The sequence below is a fragment of the Fictibacillus sp. BK138 genome (genome assembly GCF_004216955.1).
Classification (GTDB): domain Bacteria; phylum Bacillota; class Bacilli; order Bacillales; family Fictibacillaceae; genus Fictibacillus.
The window spans coordinates 125,952-143,756 of record NZ_SGXL01000001.1 but is presented as its reverse complement, the minus strand read 5'-3'; the positions used below and the strand labels follow the sequence as shown (position 1 = coordinate 143,756).

Below are 17,805 nucleotides of genomic sequence, written 5' to 3'. Positions count from 1 at the left end.
CAATTAACTTTTCAAAGAAGTGTCTGGCAACTATCTTTTTAAAAAAACCAAAAAGAAAAAGCGGGGGATCAATCCTCCGCTTTCTTTATTTTATTCTGTCACAAAACTCTCTGCACTCGGATATACATATGGATCTTTAAGAGGTTCAATCTTTTTTAAAGAGTCTATTTTAACAAGAGGAAGCCGAACATGATTAAATTCGGTTTCGTCAATAATGCCTGTTACTGTGTACCAAGTATCCGTTTTTAGCTTTGATACTTGATCTCCTTCAACAATGGTTCCGTATACTACCGCATCCGCACTGCAACAGTTCATTGAAAAACGGGCAATGACAGCCTGGTCTTCTTTTAGGCCCTCTTCTCTATAAACAAATCCAGTCGTTTCAATTTCTTTTCCTTTAAATTGATCAAGATAGATATTAAGAACACTCATTGCATCTAAATAATGTTCTGATGTAACGGTGATTTTATCTTCTTTTAATAACTCTTTTCCTAATTTCTCATAGTAATCGGTCACATCATACGTTTCGATAGGATTCTCTTTCTTCACGTTCTCTTCCATCTCTTTTAAATAGCCTTCGGGATCCTCTAGATATGCTTCAACATCTATTTCTTCAGACGCCACGACTTTACCTTCCTCAGTCTTTTGAGCAGGTTTCGCGTACAAACCGGTACCGTAACGGATTCCCCTTTTCTCTGCAATAGAGCTGTCCATCGCTTTCTCGGGCATCATAAATCCTGTTAACAAGGGAATCACGAATAACATATAAATTAAGAAGTGTTTAATCGGCGTACCCTTTGGTGTATGGTCCACGCCGCACCCGCATCCCTCTTCATGATGATGCTGTGACCTTCTGAAAAATTGCATGACTCCTAATATTCCAAATATCGCAACAGCAAAATAAACGAAGATATGCATTTTGGGAGCCACATAATAAGTAAGCTTTCCTGATGTGATCAGTCCGATCAACAGTAGCATGAAACCGATCAAAATAATGCCTCTTAAGTAAATATGAAAGTCTTGGTCATTCTTTTTCATATCAGCTTCTCTCCCATTCTAAAAATACTGAAACACCATTGTTGCGACAAACACTATGCATGTAATTAATCCCATGAGCACAAAAACGAATCGTGTTTTGAAATAAGCGAACATCATAAACATGTTTTTTACATCCAGCATCGGCCCGTAAACCAAGAAAGCGATAATGGATCCAACTGTAAACGTACTTCCGAATGAAGCTGCGATAAAGGCATCCGCTTCTGAACAGATCGATAACAAAAATGCGAGTCCCATCATCAGTCCGGTTGACATCCATTCATTGCTGCCAAGCGCGAGTAAATCTTTTCGATCCAGAAAAACCTGGAACATACTCGCTAAAAAAGCACCCATGATCAGGAATTTCCCTGTATCAAAAAATTCATCGGAAGCATGATACAAAGTCTGCTTCCAACGGCTTTGGGTTAATCCATGAGAATGGTCATGCCCCGCTTGAAGCACTTCAGATTTCAACTGATTTTGATTGCGAAAAAGAAAATAAATGATGATCCCAATTACAACTGCAACAGCCAAAGCAAGGCCAACACGGCCGTATACAACTGTCATATTTGTCCGGAATGCATAAAATGTCGACAGAATAACCACAGGATTAACGATTGGCACTGTCAAAAGAAAAACCACACCTAGATGAAGCGGCATGCCTTTTTTCATCAAACGCCTAACCACTGGGATGATGGCACACTCACAAACTGGAAAGATTACGCCCAAAAACATCACTGCTCCAATACCTGCAAAAGGATTTTTGGGTATAAGTTTTCTGATATGATTCTCTGTAATAAACGTCTGGATCAGAGCAGAAATGAAAACTCCCAATAAAATAAATGGAACTGCCTCTATTAAAATACTTAAAAATACGGTATTAAGGTGCATGATTGAATTAGGGAGATTTTTAAACACTGAATCATTTTTAATCTCTTCCATAAATAGAAACGAAATGATGAATATGGCCAGCAATAAAAGACCGATCATCTCTTTTCTTACAGAATCTCTAGTTGCAATATCTCTCATCACACGAATCTCCCTTCCTATCGTTTTGATCCATTTATGTAATCTATTAATTTTGTATTTAACCACTTTATATTAAATCGTAATTATTACGCTTTGTAAAGTACAAAAATAAAACCAGGGCTTTTAACCCTGGTTTGCTAGACGCTTATACAATGCATGTGTTCCGCTATCTTCTTCTCCCATTTCCGCCAGTTCTTCGTACAGCTTTTTAGCTAAAGATAATCCTGGCGTCAACAATCCCATTTCTTCAGCAGAGTTCAAAGCAATCGTCATGTCTTTGATGAAATGTTTCACGTAAAATCCAGGTGCAAAATCACCTTTTAACATTCTTGGACCAAGGTTGCTTAAATTCCAGCTTCCCGCTGCTCCTGATTCAATGCTCTTCAGCACAGTTTCCGGGTTCAGTCCTGCTTTTTCAGCATATAAAATCGCTTCACATACACCAATCATTCCGGATGCAATCGCGATCTGGTTGCACATTTTTGTATGCTGACCAGAGCCTGCTTTCCCTTGATATACGACGTTTGTTCCCATTTTAGAGAAGATTGGAAGAAGTTCCTTAAATGCTGATTCGTCGCCGCCGACCATGATGGACAATTTAGCATCCCTTGCTCCGATATCGCCGCCTGAAACGGGTGCATCCAAGGCTGCAAGATTTTTTTCAGCAGCTGCTTTTTCAATTTTTTGAGCGAGCTGAGGACTTGAAGTCGTCATATCGATTAAATAGGAACCTTCCTTAGCGTGTTCAATAAGACCATCAGTACCTAAATATACTTCTTCGACATCCTGAGGATAGCCTACCATCGTGATGATCACATCACAATTTTGTGCAATATCCTTCGGTGCTTCGGCCCATTTCGCACCATTATCAAGGAGGTCATTCGCTTTTTCTTTCGTTCGTGTATAAACATGAACGGGATGTCCCGCTTTCATCAAGTGGCCAGCCATGCTTTTTCCCATAACGCCTGTTCCAATAAATCCGATTGTCTTCAATTCTCTCACTCCTTTTTTTCTACATTATAACGAAAGTACATGAAATGAAAAAATCATCGCACTTATGCGATGACTTCCCCTTGTAAAATTCGTTCAATCTTAATTTGAGCTTGATCATAATCCATATTTAAATACGTTAACATCGTCATGATATCGTCTTTCGAATGCCGTTTCAGTAGATAAAACATTTGGGGCTTTTCTTTCTTTAATAAAGTCATAACTTCAATAGTAGGCAGTGTTCTGCCCATGGGTTTGATGCGTAAAAAAGAGCGTATGTAATTTGTGAAAACCGGAATGGAATCAACATTATCTGGGTGTGTGTTTAATAGTTTCTGAAACTTAATTAATGAGTCAATCAGTTCTTTATTTCTTTCCACGATTATTCCCTCGTCCTTTCACAATCATTTATATGGATGCTTAATGATTAGCCTGTTTATCTTTCCAGTTTACTTATCGGCATTTTCTGACAAAGTTCTACAACTTTTTATAATAGGGGGGTCTGACCCCCAACAATTTATTTCCCAAACTGTTTTCGAGATTTTGCCCTAGACTATTTACTTCATTTCATATATGAATAAGCTGCCTTATTAAAATTCCGCACAAAAAAAGTGCAAGCCGTTCGGGTTTCACCAAACTGGCTTACACTTTTTTCTTTATTTTGAAATGATAGATCGCGATCGCTATACATACGAGAATCGTATAGAAAATAAACACATTTCGGTATACGACTTCTAATGCAAAAGCTCTTTGCCCTTCAATCAAGAGTCCCGCAATAGCCACGCCAAGTGCTCCGCCGAAGAATTGCACCAGCTGGAGCATCCCCATGCCAGAACCTACTTCGTCTTTATTTAAGATTCTAGAATTCTCGTTTGCCAAACTAGAAGTAAGACTGGAGAACCCTATGCTCGTAAACATATAAAAGATAGCTGTCATGTAAAACGCTTTTGTTCCTAGAAGCGAAAACAGCACTGCTGATACCAGCAACGACAGAAGACCCGCACGCATGACAGGAAGATTGCCAAAACGGTCGATCCAGCGCCCCACGAATATAGCAGCAAACGCGGATAGCATGGCTCCAGGAAAAATGACTAAACCTATAACAGCGGGTTCTTTTTGAAACAGATTAGAAAGCATCACAGGCATAACAAACAAGAAAGCAAAGTGAGTCATGAACGCTATGAGCCCAACAAGCAAAAGAGATACATACGTGCTGTTTTTAAACAGATTGATCCGAATAAAAGGCTCCGCTTTTTTCTTTGAATACAACACAAGAATCGTAAAGAACAAGACACTCAATCCAAGCTGCCAGAAAGAGAACGAGGAAAGGTAGAGTAAAAGAGTAGTAACTCCTCCACCTGTTAAGAGGGCTCCGACAAAATCAAAAGAACCGGCCCTTCTTTGTTCTACAGGCAGATATATTTTAAAAATAGGCAGCAGCAGCAATACAAGTCCTGTCACGATAAATAAGAAGTTCCATCCGAGAAGCTGTGTGATGCCTCCGCCAATCACTGGCCCGAGTCCAAAACCAAGAGATGCAGCCGACGAAATAAAAGACATTGCGCGTCCTCGTCTTGAGATCGGAATATACCTTGTCGCAAGCACCATTCCGAGTCCCGGAACAGCTCCGGCTCCCATCGCCTGTACCATGCGGCTGACCAGCACAAAAACAAAGCTGTTAGCAAAATAGCCGATGATCGATGCGATGCCTAATATGACTAGCCCCGTCATCAATAACTTGCCAATCGGTATAAAATCAGACAAGCGGCTGAATGTAATCGTCGACAAGGCAAACACAATGGAATAACCTGATACGATCCAGGAACCAGCCGTAGGACTTAAATCAAACTGTGAAATGACACTCGGAAGAGCAACATTAAACATGGTCGTATTCATGACAACCAGCCACACCGTTAAACTCCATAAAGGGATAATCCGGTTTTCTTGAATCGTACCAAAACGCGCTTCTTCTACAGCCATTGTGTTCACCTCTTTCATCTAAACAATATTTCCTATCTTAGCATGAGAAGAAATTAAAAATCTTTTAATTTGCTTAGTAAAATTTACACTTTGTTAGATTTTTTTCAAGAAAGCTTAAATGATATGATAAAGATACCTAACCGCAGGAGGTATTCACATGAAATTACTACTTTTAGGTGCTTCGGGAAGAGTAGGACAAAGAATTGCAGAACTTGCCATTCAAGATGGAATGAAAGTGCATGCTCTTCTTCGCCACCCAGACAAACTCCCATCATCTATTTTAGAAAAAATAACGTATACACACGGAAATGTCTTAAATAAAGAGCAAATAGAAGAAGCCATATCGGGTAGCGATATGGTGGTCAGCGCTCTCTCCACTGACGGCGGAAACGTTCTTTCTGAAAGCATGCCATTATAGAGACAATGAAAAAAGAAGGCGTATCACGAATCATATCGGTTGGTACGGCTGGCATATTGCAGAGCCGCACTGAACCTGATCTGCTGCGCTACCAGTCTTCTGAATCAAAGCGAAAATTAACAAGAGCAGCTGAAGATCACCATAAAGCGTATACTCTTTTAAAAGAAAGCGGTCTGGACTGGACGATCGTTTGCCCGACTTACTTGCCGGACGGTGAGATCACTGGAACATATCGGGTGGAAAAAGATTTCTTGCCTGTGGACGGCAGCAAAATCAGTACAGGTGACACCGCACATTTCACTTTTTCTCTCATCAGAGAGCCGCGTTTCTCTGAGTCACGCGTCGGTATCGCTTACTAAAAGCTATACAAAACAAAAAGGCTTTTGCTAAAAAAACCTCAGCAAAAGCCTTCTCTTTTTTATGCATAATAAGGTGCTATCATCAAATAGACGAGTACACCTGTTAAACTTACATACAGCCATAACGGCATCGTCCAGCGAGCGATCTTGCGGTGTCTCTCCACCTGCATGTTCAATCCGCGTGTTACAGTGATCAAAGCAAGCGGCACAATCACGATCGCAAGCAGAATGTGTGTGATCAATATAAAGAAATAAATATACTTAAGCGGACCCTCTCCGCCGTAAGATGTTGATTCCGTTAAATAGTGATACGTCACATAAGAAAGCAGAAAGAAAGTCGTACTCGTAAACGCGGCAAAAATGAACCGTTTATGAAGCGTTATGTTCTTCTGCTTAATGAAATAAAGAGCAGCCAGTAAAAAAACGAATGTAAAGCTGTTAAAGATTGCATTCAATCGCGGCAGCAAAGTTACATCAAATGCGATCTCCCCTTCATACTCGGGCAAGAAGAAGAGCACGGCAACCAATACATTGATCGCAATCGATAACCCGATAATAAGCGGTGTATAATTACGCTGTTTCGTTTCAGCCATAGTGTATTACTCCTTTTCAACACAAAATGTAGTTTCTTATATCTTTTCTACACGTTCCCCAACTTCATTTTACCATTCTGCACCCTAATTCCAAACTTAATAACCGCTGAAATCAGCATGCCCGATGCAAGTGTCAATAATTCTTCAAATAATGTACAGTTTCGGTTGCCGAAACGAACCGAATTGGGATACACCCCTAGGTATACACAACGGTTTTGCTGAATAACTCCAAAAGTTTTGGTGCTCAATCCAAAACTTTTGCTTCTTTATCCACGAGTTTGGCCCTTAAATCCAAAAGTTTTTGTCTTTTATCCACGAGATGTCATTCCTCGACAATTTCCGCACACTACATACCCCTTACCCTCTACACTCTCAAATCAAAAAAGAAAAACCGGCACTCAGGCCGGTTTCCCCTCAATCGAACACTTATTTAAGCTTTCGCAAACTGCTCCTCATCAATGGCGGAAAGGAACTTCTCTACTTCCCCTGCGACTGACGATACACAGCCTTTTTCAAATGGCGAGATCAATCCCGCTTCTTCCACTAGTTTCGTGAATGGAAGGCTTCCTCCTTTTTGACAAAGAGCGAAATAGTCCTCCCAAGCACCTTCACGGTTTTCAACAGATCGCTTCCAGAACTGAAGCGCACAAATCTGAGCTAGCGTGTAGTCGATATAATAGAACGGCGAACGGAAAATGTGGCCTTGTCTATGCCAAAATCCGCCGTTTTCCAGATACTCCACTCCATTATAATCACGGTGAGGCAAGTATGTTTTCTCAAGTTCTCTCCATTTCGCACGACGCTCTGCCGGTGTTGCTTCTGGGTGATCATACACAAAATGCTGGAACTCATCCACCGCTACGCCGTATGGAATGAATTCTACTGCCCCAGTTAAATGGGAGTATAAATACTTTTCTGTGTCTTTACCAAACAGCTCTTCAATCCATGGGTATGTTAAAAACTCCATGCTCATGGAGTGGATCTCACAAGCTTCCAGTGTCGGGAATTGATATTCAGGCACTTCGTATCCGCGACTCGTATACATCTGGAACGCATGACCGATCTCATGCAGCAGCACGCGCACATCATTATCAGATCCGTTAAAATTCGTAAAGATGAACGGCGCTTGATAATCATGGAGATACGTACAATAACCGCCAGGAGCTTTGCCTGCCTTACTTTCAAGATCCATTAACTCATCTTCAGCCATATAGTTGAAGAAAGCACCCGTTTCTTGAGCGAGCCCTGCAAACACTAGCTTTGCCTTATCAACAATCCAGCCCGCATCGCCTTGTGGTTTAGGGTTGCCTGTTGTGAAACTGAACGGTTCATCATAAAACTTCAGTTCGTTTAATCCAATACGCTTTTGCTGTTTCTTTCTTAATTGCGTGCAAAGCGGAACAATAATTTCTTTTACTTGTTCACGGAACACCTTCACATCTGCCGCATTATAATCGGTTCTTCCCATACGATCATAAGCAAGCTCTGTAAAATTTTTATAACCTAGTTTGCGTGCGATTCCTGTACGCAATTTTACTAGCTCGTCATAAATCGAATCGAATTTTTCTTCGTTCGATTTCAAGAATGCATTCCCCGCCAAGCTGGCTCTTTTTCTTGTTTCTCGATCTGAAGACTGGCTGTACGGTGATAGCTGAGCAAGTGTCAGCTCTTTTCCATCAAACTCAATTTTCGCCGACGCCATTACTTTCACATATTCAGAGCTTAATTTATTCTCAAGTTTTAAATCCTCAAGTACATCATCAGAATAGGTTTTGACCTTTAATTCTGCCAGACGGAACAGCTGGCTGCCCCACTTCTTTTCTAGCTCATCTTTAAAAGGAGACTGCACAAGCGCCTCATGAAACGCCGTTACCATCCCTTGATAAACAGGAAGGTTCTCATCCATGAATGCCTGTTCTTCCTTATAATAAGTGTCTTCCGTATTAATCGTATGACGGATCTTTGCTAGTCTCGCTTTTGATTCAAAGCTGTTGCGCAGTGAAACAACCTTTTTCATCGCTTCATTCTGTTCATCTGCGGATGACGCATCACGAAAAATCTGTACTGCTTCTTCAAAAGCTTTTTTCAGCTCTTCCACATTCGGTCTTTCATATGTAAATTCACTAAATTTCATATCGATGCCCCCTATAAATTTTGCTTACTACCAATTTCTACAAACCGCTCCCTTTCTCCTGTAATATCCCATACTTTTTCGGTAGAATAAAGACAGAAGAATTGAAGGCGGGAGAACAAATGAAAGAGTATCAAACAGATCCTTTTAAAGGCACATTCGGAAGCCTCGAAAATTTAGCTGATAAAATCAGTGATGTTTTGTCATGCCCTGTTACCATTGAAGACCAGAACCATCGTCTCCTTGCTTACAGTACGCATGAAGACAGCACAGATCCTGCACGAGTCGCAACGATCATCGGACGGCGCGTTCCTGAAAAAGTTGTGAATAGCTTATGGAAAGACGGAGTGATACCGAGATTGCAGGAAAGCGATGACCCCGTTCGCGTAAGCTCCATTCAGAAAGTTGGGCTCGGAGACCGTGTTGCTGTATCCATCAGGAAGAACAGCGAGGTCCTCGGCTATATTTGGGTTCTTGAAGTTGAAAAAAAGTTAACCGCAGATGACATGCATCTTTTAAAGCTAGCTGCTGTATCCGCTAAAAGCCAGCTTCTCCAAATGCAGATCGGAACAAAAAAGAAGGAAGAAAACCGCCAGGAGCTTTTCTGGAAGATGCTGACCGGCAACCTTCCTCATGAAGAACGCATTTTAGAAAAACTGCATGAGCTTAATATATTACCCGTCCTCCCTGCAGTTGTCTTTATATTACAGCTGCAGGAAGAGGTCACACCTGCCTTGGAAAAAGATATTTTGTACCTGGCTGCTGTTAATCAAAAAATAAATGTCCTTTTGTCTGCCGCTGACTCGAACCAAATGCTGCTGCTCGCCTCTCCAGTCGGGAAAGAACAGCCGCTCGATTTGGCCAAGTCATTTGTTGAATCCTTTTTCACTCATATGAAAGAGCGATTTTCTGTATCGGAAATAAAAGCAGCCTACGGAAGTTTAGTAACATCGTTCACACAAGTCGAGAAAAGCTATAAAGAAGCATCGAGCGTTTTGGCGGTACAAGAAAAACTCGGTGGGGAGACACTTTCTTTAACCGGGTATCACGAACTTGGCATTTACCAATTTTTAGATACGATTTATGAAAAACAACAAAGACAAGGCTATCAGAACGAAATGCTAAAGAGTTTGCAGGAATATGACCGGCTTCACAAAACAGAGCTTTATCACACATTAGAGACCTACCTGACAATGGATGAGAACCTGAATAAATCCTCAGAAGTGCTTCATATCCATATGAATACACTGCTTTACCGGTTAAAGCGAATCGGTGAAATTACCAACATTGATCTAAAAAGCCCTCATCAAAAGATCATGATCTACTTGGATTTTAAGATAAATAGGTTGTTTTAAAAAAATGTTTCCTTGAAGATAGTTGCTATTGATGGTTTAATACTCATCTTCGACAAATTGATTGGAGTGTAAGGTGCGAGACTCCTGAGGGATCAGCGGGACAGGTGAGACTCCTAAAGGCGCAAAGCGGCAGGAGGCTCACCGCACGCCCCTAGGAAAGCGAGCATCCTGGAACGGAAATCAATCCTGCCAAGCCTTTCAAAATTTACGAAAAGAACCCTCACTAGGAAAAACGTTTGTGAATTATCACAAATGCTTTTTTTATTTTTCTAGTTTCTTAACAATGAAAAGCCAACCACCTCCTTTTATACTGAAACCACAATTGAAAACGCACTCAACGAGTTTACTTATATAGGAGGATTCACAAATGATTATTGGAGTTCCAGCAGAAATTAAAAACAATGAAAACCGCGTAGCGATCACGCCATCGGGTGTAATGACGCTAACAGCGGCTGGCCACACTGTATTAGTTGAAAACAATGCAGGTGTAGGAAGCGGATTTACAAACGAAGATTATGCATCAGCAGGCGCGCAGATCTTAGAAGATGTTCAAGATGTATGGGCAGCAGAAATGGTAATGAAGGTTAAAGAACCTCTAGCTTCTGAATACAAGTACTTCCGTTCAGACCTAATTCTGTTTACATACCTTCACTTAGCAGCTGAGCCAGCATTGGCAAAAGCTCTAACTGAAAGCGGCGTAACAGCAATCGCTTATGAAACAGTTGAATTCAACCGTACTCTTCCTTTATTAACACCAATGAGTGAAGTTGCAGGACGTATGTCTGCACAGATCGGTGCACAGTTCCTTGAGAAGCCAAAAGGCGGAAAAGGTATTCTTCTTGCAGGCGTTCCTGGCGTGCGCCGCGGTAAAGTTACAATCATCGGAGGCGGTGTTGTAGGAACAAACGCAGCGAAAGTAGCGATCGGACTTGGAGCAGATGTTACGATCATCGACCTTAGCCCTGACCGTCTTCGCCAATTAGATGATATTTTCGGAAACAGCATTCAAACATTAATGTCTAACCCATTGAATATCGCACAAGCAGTAGCTGAATCTGACCTAGTTATCGGAGCAGTTCTTATCCCAGGAGCAAAAGCACCTAAGCTTGTAACAGAAGAAATGATCAAAGCCATGACTCCAGGATCAGTTGTTGTTGATGTAGCGATCGACCAAGGCGGTATCTTTGAAACGGTTGACCGCATCACAACACACGACAACCCAACATACGACAAGCACGGAGTTGTTCACTATGCAGTAGCGAACATGCCTGGTGCAGTGCCTCGTACTTCTACGATCGCACTTACAAACGTAACAGTACCTTACGCGCTTCAAATCGCTAACAAAGGTGCACAAAATGCGATCGCTGATAACCCATCTCTAAAAGCTGGACTTAACACAGCTGGCGGTTATGTAACATATGAAGCAGTCGCAACAGACCTTGGCTACGATTATGTTGCTCCTGAAACAGCTCTAGAAAAAGCAGTTCAAACTGTATAATAATTAATTCCAAACCTCCCATCTATTTTGGGAGGTTTTTTACATTTAATAAAACCTTAACAATTCACTAACCTCATCTTAATATTATCCAAATATAATTTCCTTGAGTGACCAAAATCATTTCAGGAGGTTCTAATATGCTATTTTCTAAAAAGGCTTTAACCGTTGCACTTGCATCTACGCTAGCCGTAAGTGGCTTAGCTTTCAATAATGCTTCTGCAGAGAACAAAGACAAAAACGAAATCCGTAACGTTATCTTTTTGATTGGTGACGGTATGGGTCCAACTTACACAACAGGATACCGTGCGCTTAAAGATGATCCAAAAACACCGATGATGGAAGACACAGCGTTTGATAAGCATTTGGTTGGGATGCAGTCAACATACTCTTCAGATGAAAAAGAGAGTATAACGGACTCAGCAGCTGCAGCAACATCAATGTCATCAGGTATCAAGACATATAATGGTGCCATTGCAGTAGATATGGAAAAACAAGACGTTAAAACCGTTTTAGAACAAGCGAAAGAGGATGGAAAATCCACTGGATTAGTTGCAACTTCTCAGATAAACCACGCTACTCCAGCTGCTTTCGGCTCTCATGATGAATCGCGTGAGAATTATAACGAAATCGCAAATGATTACTATGATGATATGATTGATGGCAAACATAAAGTTGATGTTTTACTAGGCGGCGGTACGAGCTATTTTGTTCGTAAAGACCGTGACATCACGAAGGAATTTGAAAAAGACGGCTATTCATATGTAACTTCTAAAGAAGAAATGCTTAATGATAAAAACAAACAAATTCTTGGTCTTTTCGCTCCTAAAGGTTTAGATAAAAAGATTGACCGTCCCGCAGAACAGCCTTCACTTAAAGATATGACCAATTCTGCACTTGATCGTTTAAACAAGAACGATAAAGGGTTCTTCTTAATGGTTGAAGGAAGCCAGATTGACTGGGCTGGACACGATAACGACGTAGTTGCAGCAATGAGCGACATGGAAGACTTTGAACAAGCTTATCAATCCGCAATTGAATTTGCTAAAAAGGACAAGCACACATTGGTTATCGCTACAGCTGACCACTCAACAGGTGGTATGACAATGGGCCGTGATGGTGAATACAAGTGGGATCCTTCAGCGATTAAAGCTGCTAAGAAAACACCTGACTTCATCTCAAAAGAAATTGCAGAAGGTGCACCAGTTGAAGAAACACTTAAGAAGTATATCGATTTAGAACTTACACCAGAAGAAGTTCAATCTGTAAAAGACGCTAAAGAAAAGAGCGGCGATGTATTAGAAATCGATAACGCAATAGAAAAAATCTTTGACCTTCGTACAGGTACAGGTTGGACAACTGATGGACACACTGGTGAAGACGTAACAGTTTACGCTTATGGTCCTGGCATGGAGAAATTTACTGGTAAGATCGATAATACAGATACAGCTAAAGAAATCTTTGCTATCCTTAAAAAAAGTAAATCTGCTATTCAAAAATAAACTCAATTTTAATTGGGTACTCTATTTAAAAAGCATCCCGTTCAATTCTACGGGATGCTTATCTATTAGGAGGTGTTTTCCGTGCCTTTTAAAGGATGGATGATACTAGGGTTAACAGCAGCACTTATAACAGGTTGTTCTACCGATAATACTGAAAAAAATAAAGAAGATCATACACAGCAAGAAGAATCTGGACAAAAAGAAACTGACAAAAATTCAGATAAAATGACCTTTAAAGACAGTTCTCAAGCACCAGATGATACCAAACTTACAAAAGTAAATAAGTCAGTTGAAGATGCCGATGGGATTGTCACATTAAAAAAATATAAAAAGTTAGACGAGGAACAAAAGGCAGATTTAATCTCACTAACCTTATCAGAGGTAAAAGTATTACAATACAAGCCTTCTGTAGACCTGATTGACTTTTTTCACAGCTACACTCATGAGCAGAAAGAGTTTCCTTATGTGAGAGTAAATGTTCGAATTAAAAATAACGGGAACAAACCCGTCCACTTTGCTCCTGTATCTGAAATAAAGACCGACCAAGGAGAAAAAGTAACGTGGAAAGAAGATTTTTATTTAGAAAAGCTGAACGGCGAAATCAAGCCTGGTGAAGTAAAAGTCGGGAGTCTAGGTTTTATTTTAGAAGATACAGACCCAGAAAAAATTAAGCAAATAACGATTAAATCGAGTGAAGTCTTAAACAATAAGAAAAAGATAATCTCAGATCCTCTCTCTTTTCAGGTGAATTTTAATTAAAAACATCCCTTTGGGGTGTTTTTATTTTCCGGGAAATTTTGTCGAATTTTCTGATAATTGACTATCTATAATAACTGCTACAGGAACATTCTAGTTATTGCTTATCTGCATAAACTGACTTATAATGGGAAACTGTTGTCATTTATGTATTTTCGCGGTTCGAAAACTCCCGCGTTAACAAAACTAGGAGGAATTTTATGTTTAATTTTTATTTTGGGGTAGGTTTTGCACTTGTGAATTTTGTGCTTTTCTTACTGTGCTATAAGTGGTTTGGGAAAGCAGGTTTATTTGCCTGGATCGCTGCGGCAACCATCTTAGCAAACTTACAGGTCGTAAAAACGATCGAGATGTTCGGTCTAGTTATGACACTTGGAAACGTTATTTACGGTACCATTTATTTAGCAACGGATTTGCTAAACGAAAAATATGGAGAAAAAGAAGCTAAAAAAGCCGTTTGGTTCGGATTCTTCACACTTGTTATGACCACAATCATCATGCAGCTTGTTCTTGTATTCGAACCGCATGAAAGTGACTTTGCCCAAACGCACCTTGAAGCTCTTTTTGGCTTAATGCCGCGTCTAGCGCTTGGAAGCTTAACAGCCTATCTTGTCAGCCAATACCTTGATGTGAAGCTATTTGCTAAATTAAGAGAGAAATTTTCTCGTCCAGACCAGCTTTGGATTCGAAACAACGGAAGCACGATGGTGAGTCAGCTGATCGATACATTCATCTTTTGTATGATTGCATTCGCTGGCGTTTTTTCATGGGACGTATGGCTTCAGATCTTCTTCACAACGTATGTGATTAAGTTTGTTGTATCAGCAGCATCTACACCATTCATCTATATAGCAAGAGGTTTCAAACACACTGAAGAAACCCAAAAACCAGGCATTTAATCGCCTGGTTTTTTCTATATCACTTTTATATAACTTCCTTTTCGTGCTCTTTCTTTCGCTCTTTCATTCATCTCTTTTACTGCAGAAGAGATTTCGGATGCTGCAGCAATTCTATCTCTGTCAATCACCGTTGGGTCTATCAAACGAGGTTTTACTTTTAAATGAATTTCATACTCTTTTTCATTTTCTTGAAGATTTACAGGATTAATGATTTCCTCATATCGTCTGTTCAATTCAAATTCCCCAGAATGTCTGATTTTCTCTAGCACTTCTTCATCCGTCAGCAAAAAATCATCATTTGTAATCACTTTAGCCCGCAAAGCCTCTTGAAGTAACTTAATCAATTTATCATAGCCATATACATTAAGAGGATTCATAAAAAAGTCCTGCACTTCTTTGTAATATGCCTGAACAAACCATTCAGCATGTTGGATACCTTTTATGGAGATCTCGCTGTCGTTCACACAAAGACTAGGTAAAAAAGCTTCAATTTCATCGGTCGTTATGTAGTTGTATCGAGATAAATCTCTTAGCGTATAATCGATTCGATCGGCACACAAAAGAGGAAGCGGCTGTTCTAGAAGCGGGAATACCCCATTTATTATCACATTCATTGAATAGCCATGTTTTTTCAAGATCTTCGGCACATCAGACTGCAAAAGTGTGTCTTCAAAGATTTCCTCATGAAAGTTCTCGGACTCATTCTTTAAAACAAAGTCGATGACATGAGAAAACGCTGTATGTGATACATCATGCAGCAATCCAGCGATTTGTTCTTCAATCGGTCCTCCAAGCCTGCGAATCAAAAGCATAACTCCAATCGAATGTTCATATCGGGTTACGTTCCATGTTGGGTTTACTAAATAAGAAGCTCCGCCTTGATGAATGCCTTTTAATCTTTGAACAGGTTGGGATTGAATAAGGTCTTGCAGCACAGCTTCAACTTCATACTCACCGTAAATTTCATCTTTAACAAGCATTATTTTAGCCCCCTTATGTCTTTGTCATCTTAACATAAATGAAACGTCATTCACTCCCACTTTACAAAAGTAAGTTTTATTAAGATTCCTGTTCTATATGGCCTCTTTTTCTTTAGAATTGTAGGGAATATCTGACCATTCTTTTCCAAAATACCTTTGTTAGCATAAGTCTTGTGAGTCCTGCCTGTTTGCATGAGGCAGGCAGGATACACATAAAACCAGTGCAAAGGGGATGGAAAGATGAACGTAAAGAAAATGACAGCTGCTTCACTTCTTTCGATGGGACTTATCAGTTCATTATTCACTACTACAACAACATACGCTTATGAAGCATCCGACCAAGTAGAAACGGTTGCTCACCGTGGTGCGGCAGGATATGCACCAGAGAATACGATGGCTGCTTTTCAAAAAGGTGTTGATATGAAAGCTGATTATATCGAGATTGATGTTCAGCAAACAAAAGATGGGGAACTTGTAGTTATCCATGACGTGACACTTGATCGTACAACAAATGGCACTGGATATGTAAAAGATCATACGCTCCAAGAGATTCGCCAGCTGGATGCAGGAAGTTATTTCGGACCGGAATTTGCTGGAGAAAAGGTTCCTACATTTGAGGAAGTGCTTGATGAATTTCGAGGGAAGACAGGTATTCTTATAGAATTAAAAGCTACTTATTACTATCCCGGAATCGAACAAAAAGTAACGGATGCCTTAAAGGAACGCAACATGCATCTTCCTAACAATGAGAAAATTATCGTTCAGTCCTTTGAATTTGAATCTATGAAAAAAATGGACGAGCTTTTGCCAACTGTTCCAGTTGGTGTACTAACAGGACGTGCAACTGATTTAAGCGAAGAAAAACTGAATGAATTTTCTTCATATGCAGAGTATGTAAATCCAAGCAAATCCCTCGTTAACTCCTCTCTTGTAAATGAAGTTCATGAGCGTGACATGGGGATCATGGCTTGGACTGTACGTAAAAAAGAAGAAGTTCAGCCGCTGCTCGATGCAGGTGTCGACGGTATTATCACAGATTATCCTGATTATCCTCCAGCACATAAAGCTGAATAAAGAAAAAGTGTTGAAGCGTCAGAAGCGCTTCAACACTTTTTTGTTTAATTGTATTGCTTTATGATCTCATCAAGTTTCTGAGATTTTTCACTAAGTTTGTTGTTTATCTTTTCATTGATACTCAGCCATTGAGTCATTTTTTCTTTTGCAAGTTTTTCATCATCAGCTCTCATTGCTTCATGCATCGATTTTTTCGTTTTGTGCGCTTCTTGCTTTAAGGCTTTCAAATCATTGTGGATCTGCTTCATATCCTGCCAGATTGCCTTTTTCTCGCTTCTTGTTTCTTTTTTTCCACCTTCAGCAGCTTTTACGTGAAGGCTGAACAACTGATCCTTTTTTTGAACAATCTCTTTTTTGATTTCAAGACGTTCTATTTTTAGCTCATTCGCTTTATGTACCTCGGCCTCGAAGTTTTTCATGTGCCTGAAATGATGTTCTCTTTTCTCTTTTACAACTTGAACGTTATCCGCATGTTGCGCAAAAACCGTTACTGATCCACTCGATAGTAAAGCAAAAGCCAATGCAGCTGGTAAGATTTTTTTCATCTATATCACTCCTTAACTGTTATACTTGTATCATTTGTTAAAGAAGTGAATTTCTTGCGTTCACATGTATGTAAATTCTTTGACAATTTATTTTAGCTTTTTTAAAACCCGGTTCACCGTTTCTCTTCGTAATCCAATAAACTGGCCGATTTCCTCCTGAGTCAGAACCTTTTCAACAGGCACTTCTGGAAAATAACTCGCAAACCATTTTTGAAGTTTCGCGACTTTCCCATCAGGCGTTAACGTCGACATCTGATTGATTCTTTGCTGCATCATTCTTAATTTTGTTTCTAACAGATGCGCTACTTGTTTAAAGACTTTAGGATCTTCCTCTAAAGACCTGTACCACTGTTCCGGGTCAATTCTTGTGACCTCTGAAGGCAAAAGTGCAACCGCCGAACCGTTGTATTCTTTATGGCTTGTCAGTGAATGATGCGGGATCATCTCACCTGGAACGATTAAATTTAATAATAACTGGCTTCCATCCTCGTGTACCCTGACTATTTTTAATAAGCCCTTATCCAGTTTGTATAGAGGTCCTTCTTCCCCTTGTCTAAATAATGTTTCTCCTTTTGCAATAAACATGAAGAACTTCATCCCCCTTTTGCGTCATTCGTGTTCACCTATTTCACCCCATGCCCATACTCTTTTATATGGGGAGGAA

General features: G+C 40.2%; 16 protein-coding genes, 1 pseudogene and 1 riboswitch. Of the genes and pseudogenes, 7 read left to right on the top strand and 10 right to left on the bottom strand.

Going from position 1 to position 17,805, the window contains the following annotated elements; genetic code table 11:
• Positions 1-90: 90 nt before the first annotated feature.
• From EV282_RS00730 to EV282_RS00710, 5 genes are all read right to left on the bottom strand, one after another.
• Positions 91-1,038 (bottom strand): TIGR03943 family putative permease subunit, encoded by a 948-nt coding sequence (locus tag EV282_RS00730; RefSeq protein ID WP_130292909.1) that lies wholly within the window; start codon positions 1,036-1,038, stop codon positions 91-93.
• An 18-nt stretch (positions 1,039-1,056) separates the two neighbouring features.
• Positions 1,057-2,064, bottom strand: a complete 1,008-nt coding sequence (locus EV282_RS00725; RefSeq protein WP_130292907.1) for a permease — start codon at positions 2,062-2,064, stop codon at positions 1,057-1,059.
• A 123-nt stretch (positions 2,065-2,187) separates the two neighbouring features.
• The gene (locus tag EV282_RS00720) at positions 2,188-3,057 is read right to left on the bottom strand and encodes an NAD(P)-dependent oxidoreductase (RefSeq protein ID WP_207224273.1); all 870 of its coding nucleotides are present in this window, start codon (positions 3,055-3,057) and stop codon (positions 2,188-2,190) included.
• Positions 3,058-3,119: 62 nt separating this feature from the next.
• Positions 3,120-3,434: a hypothetical protein gene (locus EV282_RS00715; RefSeq protein ID WP_130292905.1), complete on the bottom strand. Its 315-nt coding sequence runs from the start codon at positions 3,432-3,434 to the stop codon at positions 3,120-3,122.
• Positions 3,435-3,696: 262 nt separating this feature from the next.
• Positions 3,697-5,034 (bottom strand): MFS transporter, encoded by a 1,338-nt coding sequence (locus EV282_RS00710; protein ID WP_226536899.1) that lies wholly within the window; start codon positions 5,032-5,034, stop codon positions 3,697-3,699.
• A gap of 157 nt (positions 5,035-5,191) precedes the next feature.
• Between EV282_RS00710 and EV282_RS00705 the strand changes: the two are divergent.
• Positions 5,192-5,811 (top strand): annotated as a pseudogene (locus EV282_RS00705) (NAD(P)-dependent oxidoreductase).
• Between the two features lie 59 nt (positions 5,812-5,870).
• Here the strand turns inward: EV282_RS00705 and EV282_RS00700 are convergent.
• Entirely contained in the window at positions 5,871-6,404 is a 534-nt protein-coding gene (locus EV282_RS00700; RefSeq protein WP_130292901.1) for a DUF420 domain-containing protein, read from the bottom strand.
• Positions 6,405-6,834: 430 nt separating this feature from the next.
• A complete protein-coding gene (locus EV282_RS00695; RefSeq protein WP_130292899.1) occupies positions 6,835-8,538 on the bottom strand; it encodes a M3 family oligoendopeptidase in 1,704 nt (567 codons plus the stop codon).
• A gap of 119 nt (positions 8,539-8,657) precedes the next feature.
• Here EV282_RS00695 and EV282_RS00690 point away from each other — a divergent pair, with 119 nt between their 5' ends.
• From EV282_RS00690 to EV282_RS00670, 5 genes are all read left to right on the top strand, one after another.
• Positions 8,658-9,890, top strand: coding sequence for a PucR family transcriptional regulator (locus EV282_RS00690; RefSeq protein ID WP_130292897.1), 1,233 nt, complete (start codon positions 8,658-8,660; stop codon positions 9,888-9,890).
• 367 nt (positions 9,891-10,257) lie between these two features.
• The gene (gene ald / locus EV282_RS00685) at positions 10,258-11,388 is read left to right on the top strand and encodes an alanine dehydrogenase (RefSeq protein WP_130292895.1); all 1,131 of its coding nucleotides are present in this window, start codon (positions 10,258-10,260) and stop codon (positions 11,386-11,388) included.
• Positions 11,389-11,525: 137 nt separating this feature from the next.
• Positions 11,526-12,887 carry an alkaline phosphatase gene (locus EV282_RS00680; RefSeq protein ID WP_130292893.1) on the top strand — a complete coding sequence of 454 codons (1,362 nt, stop codon included), beginning with the start codon at positions 11,526-11,528 and terminating at the stop codon, positions 12,885-12,887.
• An 81-nt stretch (positions 12,888-12,968) separates the two neighbouring features.
• A complete protein-coding gene (locus EV282_RS00675; protein WP_130292891.1) occupies positions 12,969-13,646 on the top strand; it encodes a DUF4352 domain-containing protein in 678 nt (225 codons plus the stop codon).
• A 148-nt stretch (positions 13,647-13,794) separates the two neighbouring features.
• A riboswitch (PreQ1 riboswitch) is annotated at positions 13,795-13,839 on the top strand.
• A gap of 4 nt (positions 13,840-13,843) precedes the next feature.
• Positions 13,844-14,542, top strand: coding sequence for a queuosine precursor transporter (locus EV282_RS00670; RefSeq protein ID WP_130292889.1), 699 nt, complete (start codon positions 13,844-13,846; stop codon positions 14,540-14,542).
• Between the two features lie 14 nt (positions 14,543-14,556).
• Here the strand turns inward: EV282_RS00670 and EV282_RS00665 are convergent, their stop codons facing one another.
• The gene (locus EV282_RS00665; protein ID WP_130292887.1) at positions 14,557-15,522 is read right to left on the bottom strand and encodes an HD domain-containing protein; all 966 of its coding nucleotides are present in this window, start codon (positions 15,520-15,522) and stop codon (positions 14,557-14,559) included.
• Positions 15,523-15,762: 240 nt separating this feature from the next.
• Between EV282_RS00665 and EV282_RS00660 the strand changes: the two genes are divergently transcribed.
• Complete coding sequence (locus tag EV282_RS00660; protein WP_130292885.1) at positions 15,763-16,596, top strand: glycerophosphodiester phosphodiesterase; 834 nt, start codon at positions 15,763-15,765, stop codon at positions 16,594-16,596.
• Positions 16,597-16,640: 44 nt separating this feature from the next.
• Here EV282_RS00660 and EV282_RS00655 read toward each other — a convergent pair whose 3' ends face one another.
• Positions 16,641-17,141, bottom strand: a complete 501-nt coding sequence (locus tag EV282_RS00655) for a hypothetical protein (protein WP_130292884.1) — start codon at positions 17,139-17,141, stop codon at positions 16,641-16,643.
• An 87-nt stretch (positions 17,142-17,228) separates the two neighbouring features.
• Positions 17,229-17,726 (bottom strand): Crp/Fnr family transcriptional regulator, encoded by a 498-nt coding sequence (locus EV282_RS00650; RefSeq protein WP_130292882.1) that lies wholly within the window; start codon positions 17,724-17,726, stop codon positions 17,229-17,231.
• Between the last annotated feature and the right edge of the window lie 79 nt (positions 17,727-17,805).

Coding starts and splice junctions, on each gene's coding strand:
- EV282_RS00710 (WP_226536899.1), bottom strand. CDS start 5,034: ATGGCTGTAGAAGAAGCGCGTTTTGGTACGATTCAAGAAAACCGGATT.
- EV282_RS00655 (WP_130292884.1), bottom strand. CDS start 17,141: ATGAAAAAAATCTTACCAGCTGCATTGGCTTTTGCTTTACTATCGAGT.
- EV282_RS00670 (WP_130292889.1), top strand. CDS start 13,844: ATGTTTAATTTTTATTTTGGGGTAGGTTTTGCACTTGTGAATTTTGTG.
- EV282_RS00650 (WP_130292882.1), bottom strand. CDS start 17,726: ATGTTTATTGCAAAAGGAGAAACATTATTTAGACAAGGGGAAGAAGGA.
- EV282_RS00660 (WP_130292885.1), top strand. CDS start 15,763: ATGAACGTAAAGAAAATGACAGCTGCTTCACTTCTTTCGATGGGACTT.
- ald (WP_130292895.1), top strand. CDS start 10,258: ATGATTATTGGAGTTCCAGCAGAAATTAAAAACAATGAAAACCGCGTA.
- EV282_RS00700 (WP_130292901.1), bottom strand. CDS start 6,404: ATGGCTGAAACGAAACAGCGTAATTATACACCGCTTATTATCGGGTTA.
- EV282_RS00665 (WP_130292887.1), bottom strand. CDS start 15,522: ATGCTTGTTAAAGATGAAATTTACGGTGAGTATGAAGTTGAAGCTGTG.
- EV282_RS00690 (WP_130292897.1), top strand. CDS start 8,658: ATGAAAGAGTATCAAACAGATCCTTTTAAAGGCACATTCGGAAGCCTC.
- EV282_RS00730 (WP_130292909.1), bottom strand. CDS start 1,038: ATGAAAAAGAATGACCAAGACTTTCATATTTACTTAAGAGGCATTATT.
- EV282_RS00725 (WP_130292907.1), bottom strand. CDS start 2,064: ATGAGAGATATTGCAACTAGAGATTCTGTAAGAAAAGAGATGATCGGT.
- EV282_RS00695 (WP_130292899.1), bottom strand. CDS start 8,538: ATGAAATTTAGTGAATTTACATATGAAAGACCGAATGTGGAAGAGCTG.
- EV282_RS00680 (WP_130292893.1), top strand. CDS start 11,526: ATGCTATTTTCTAAAAAGGCTTTAACCGTTGCACTTGCATCTACGCTA.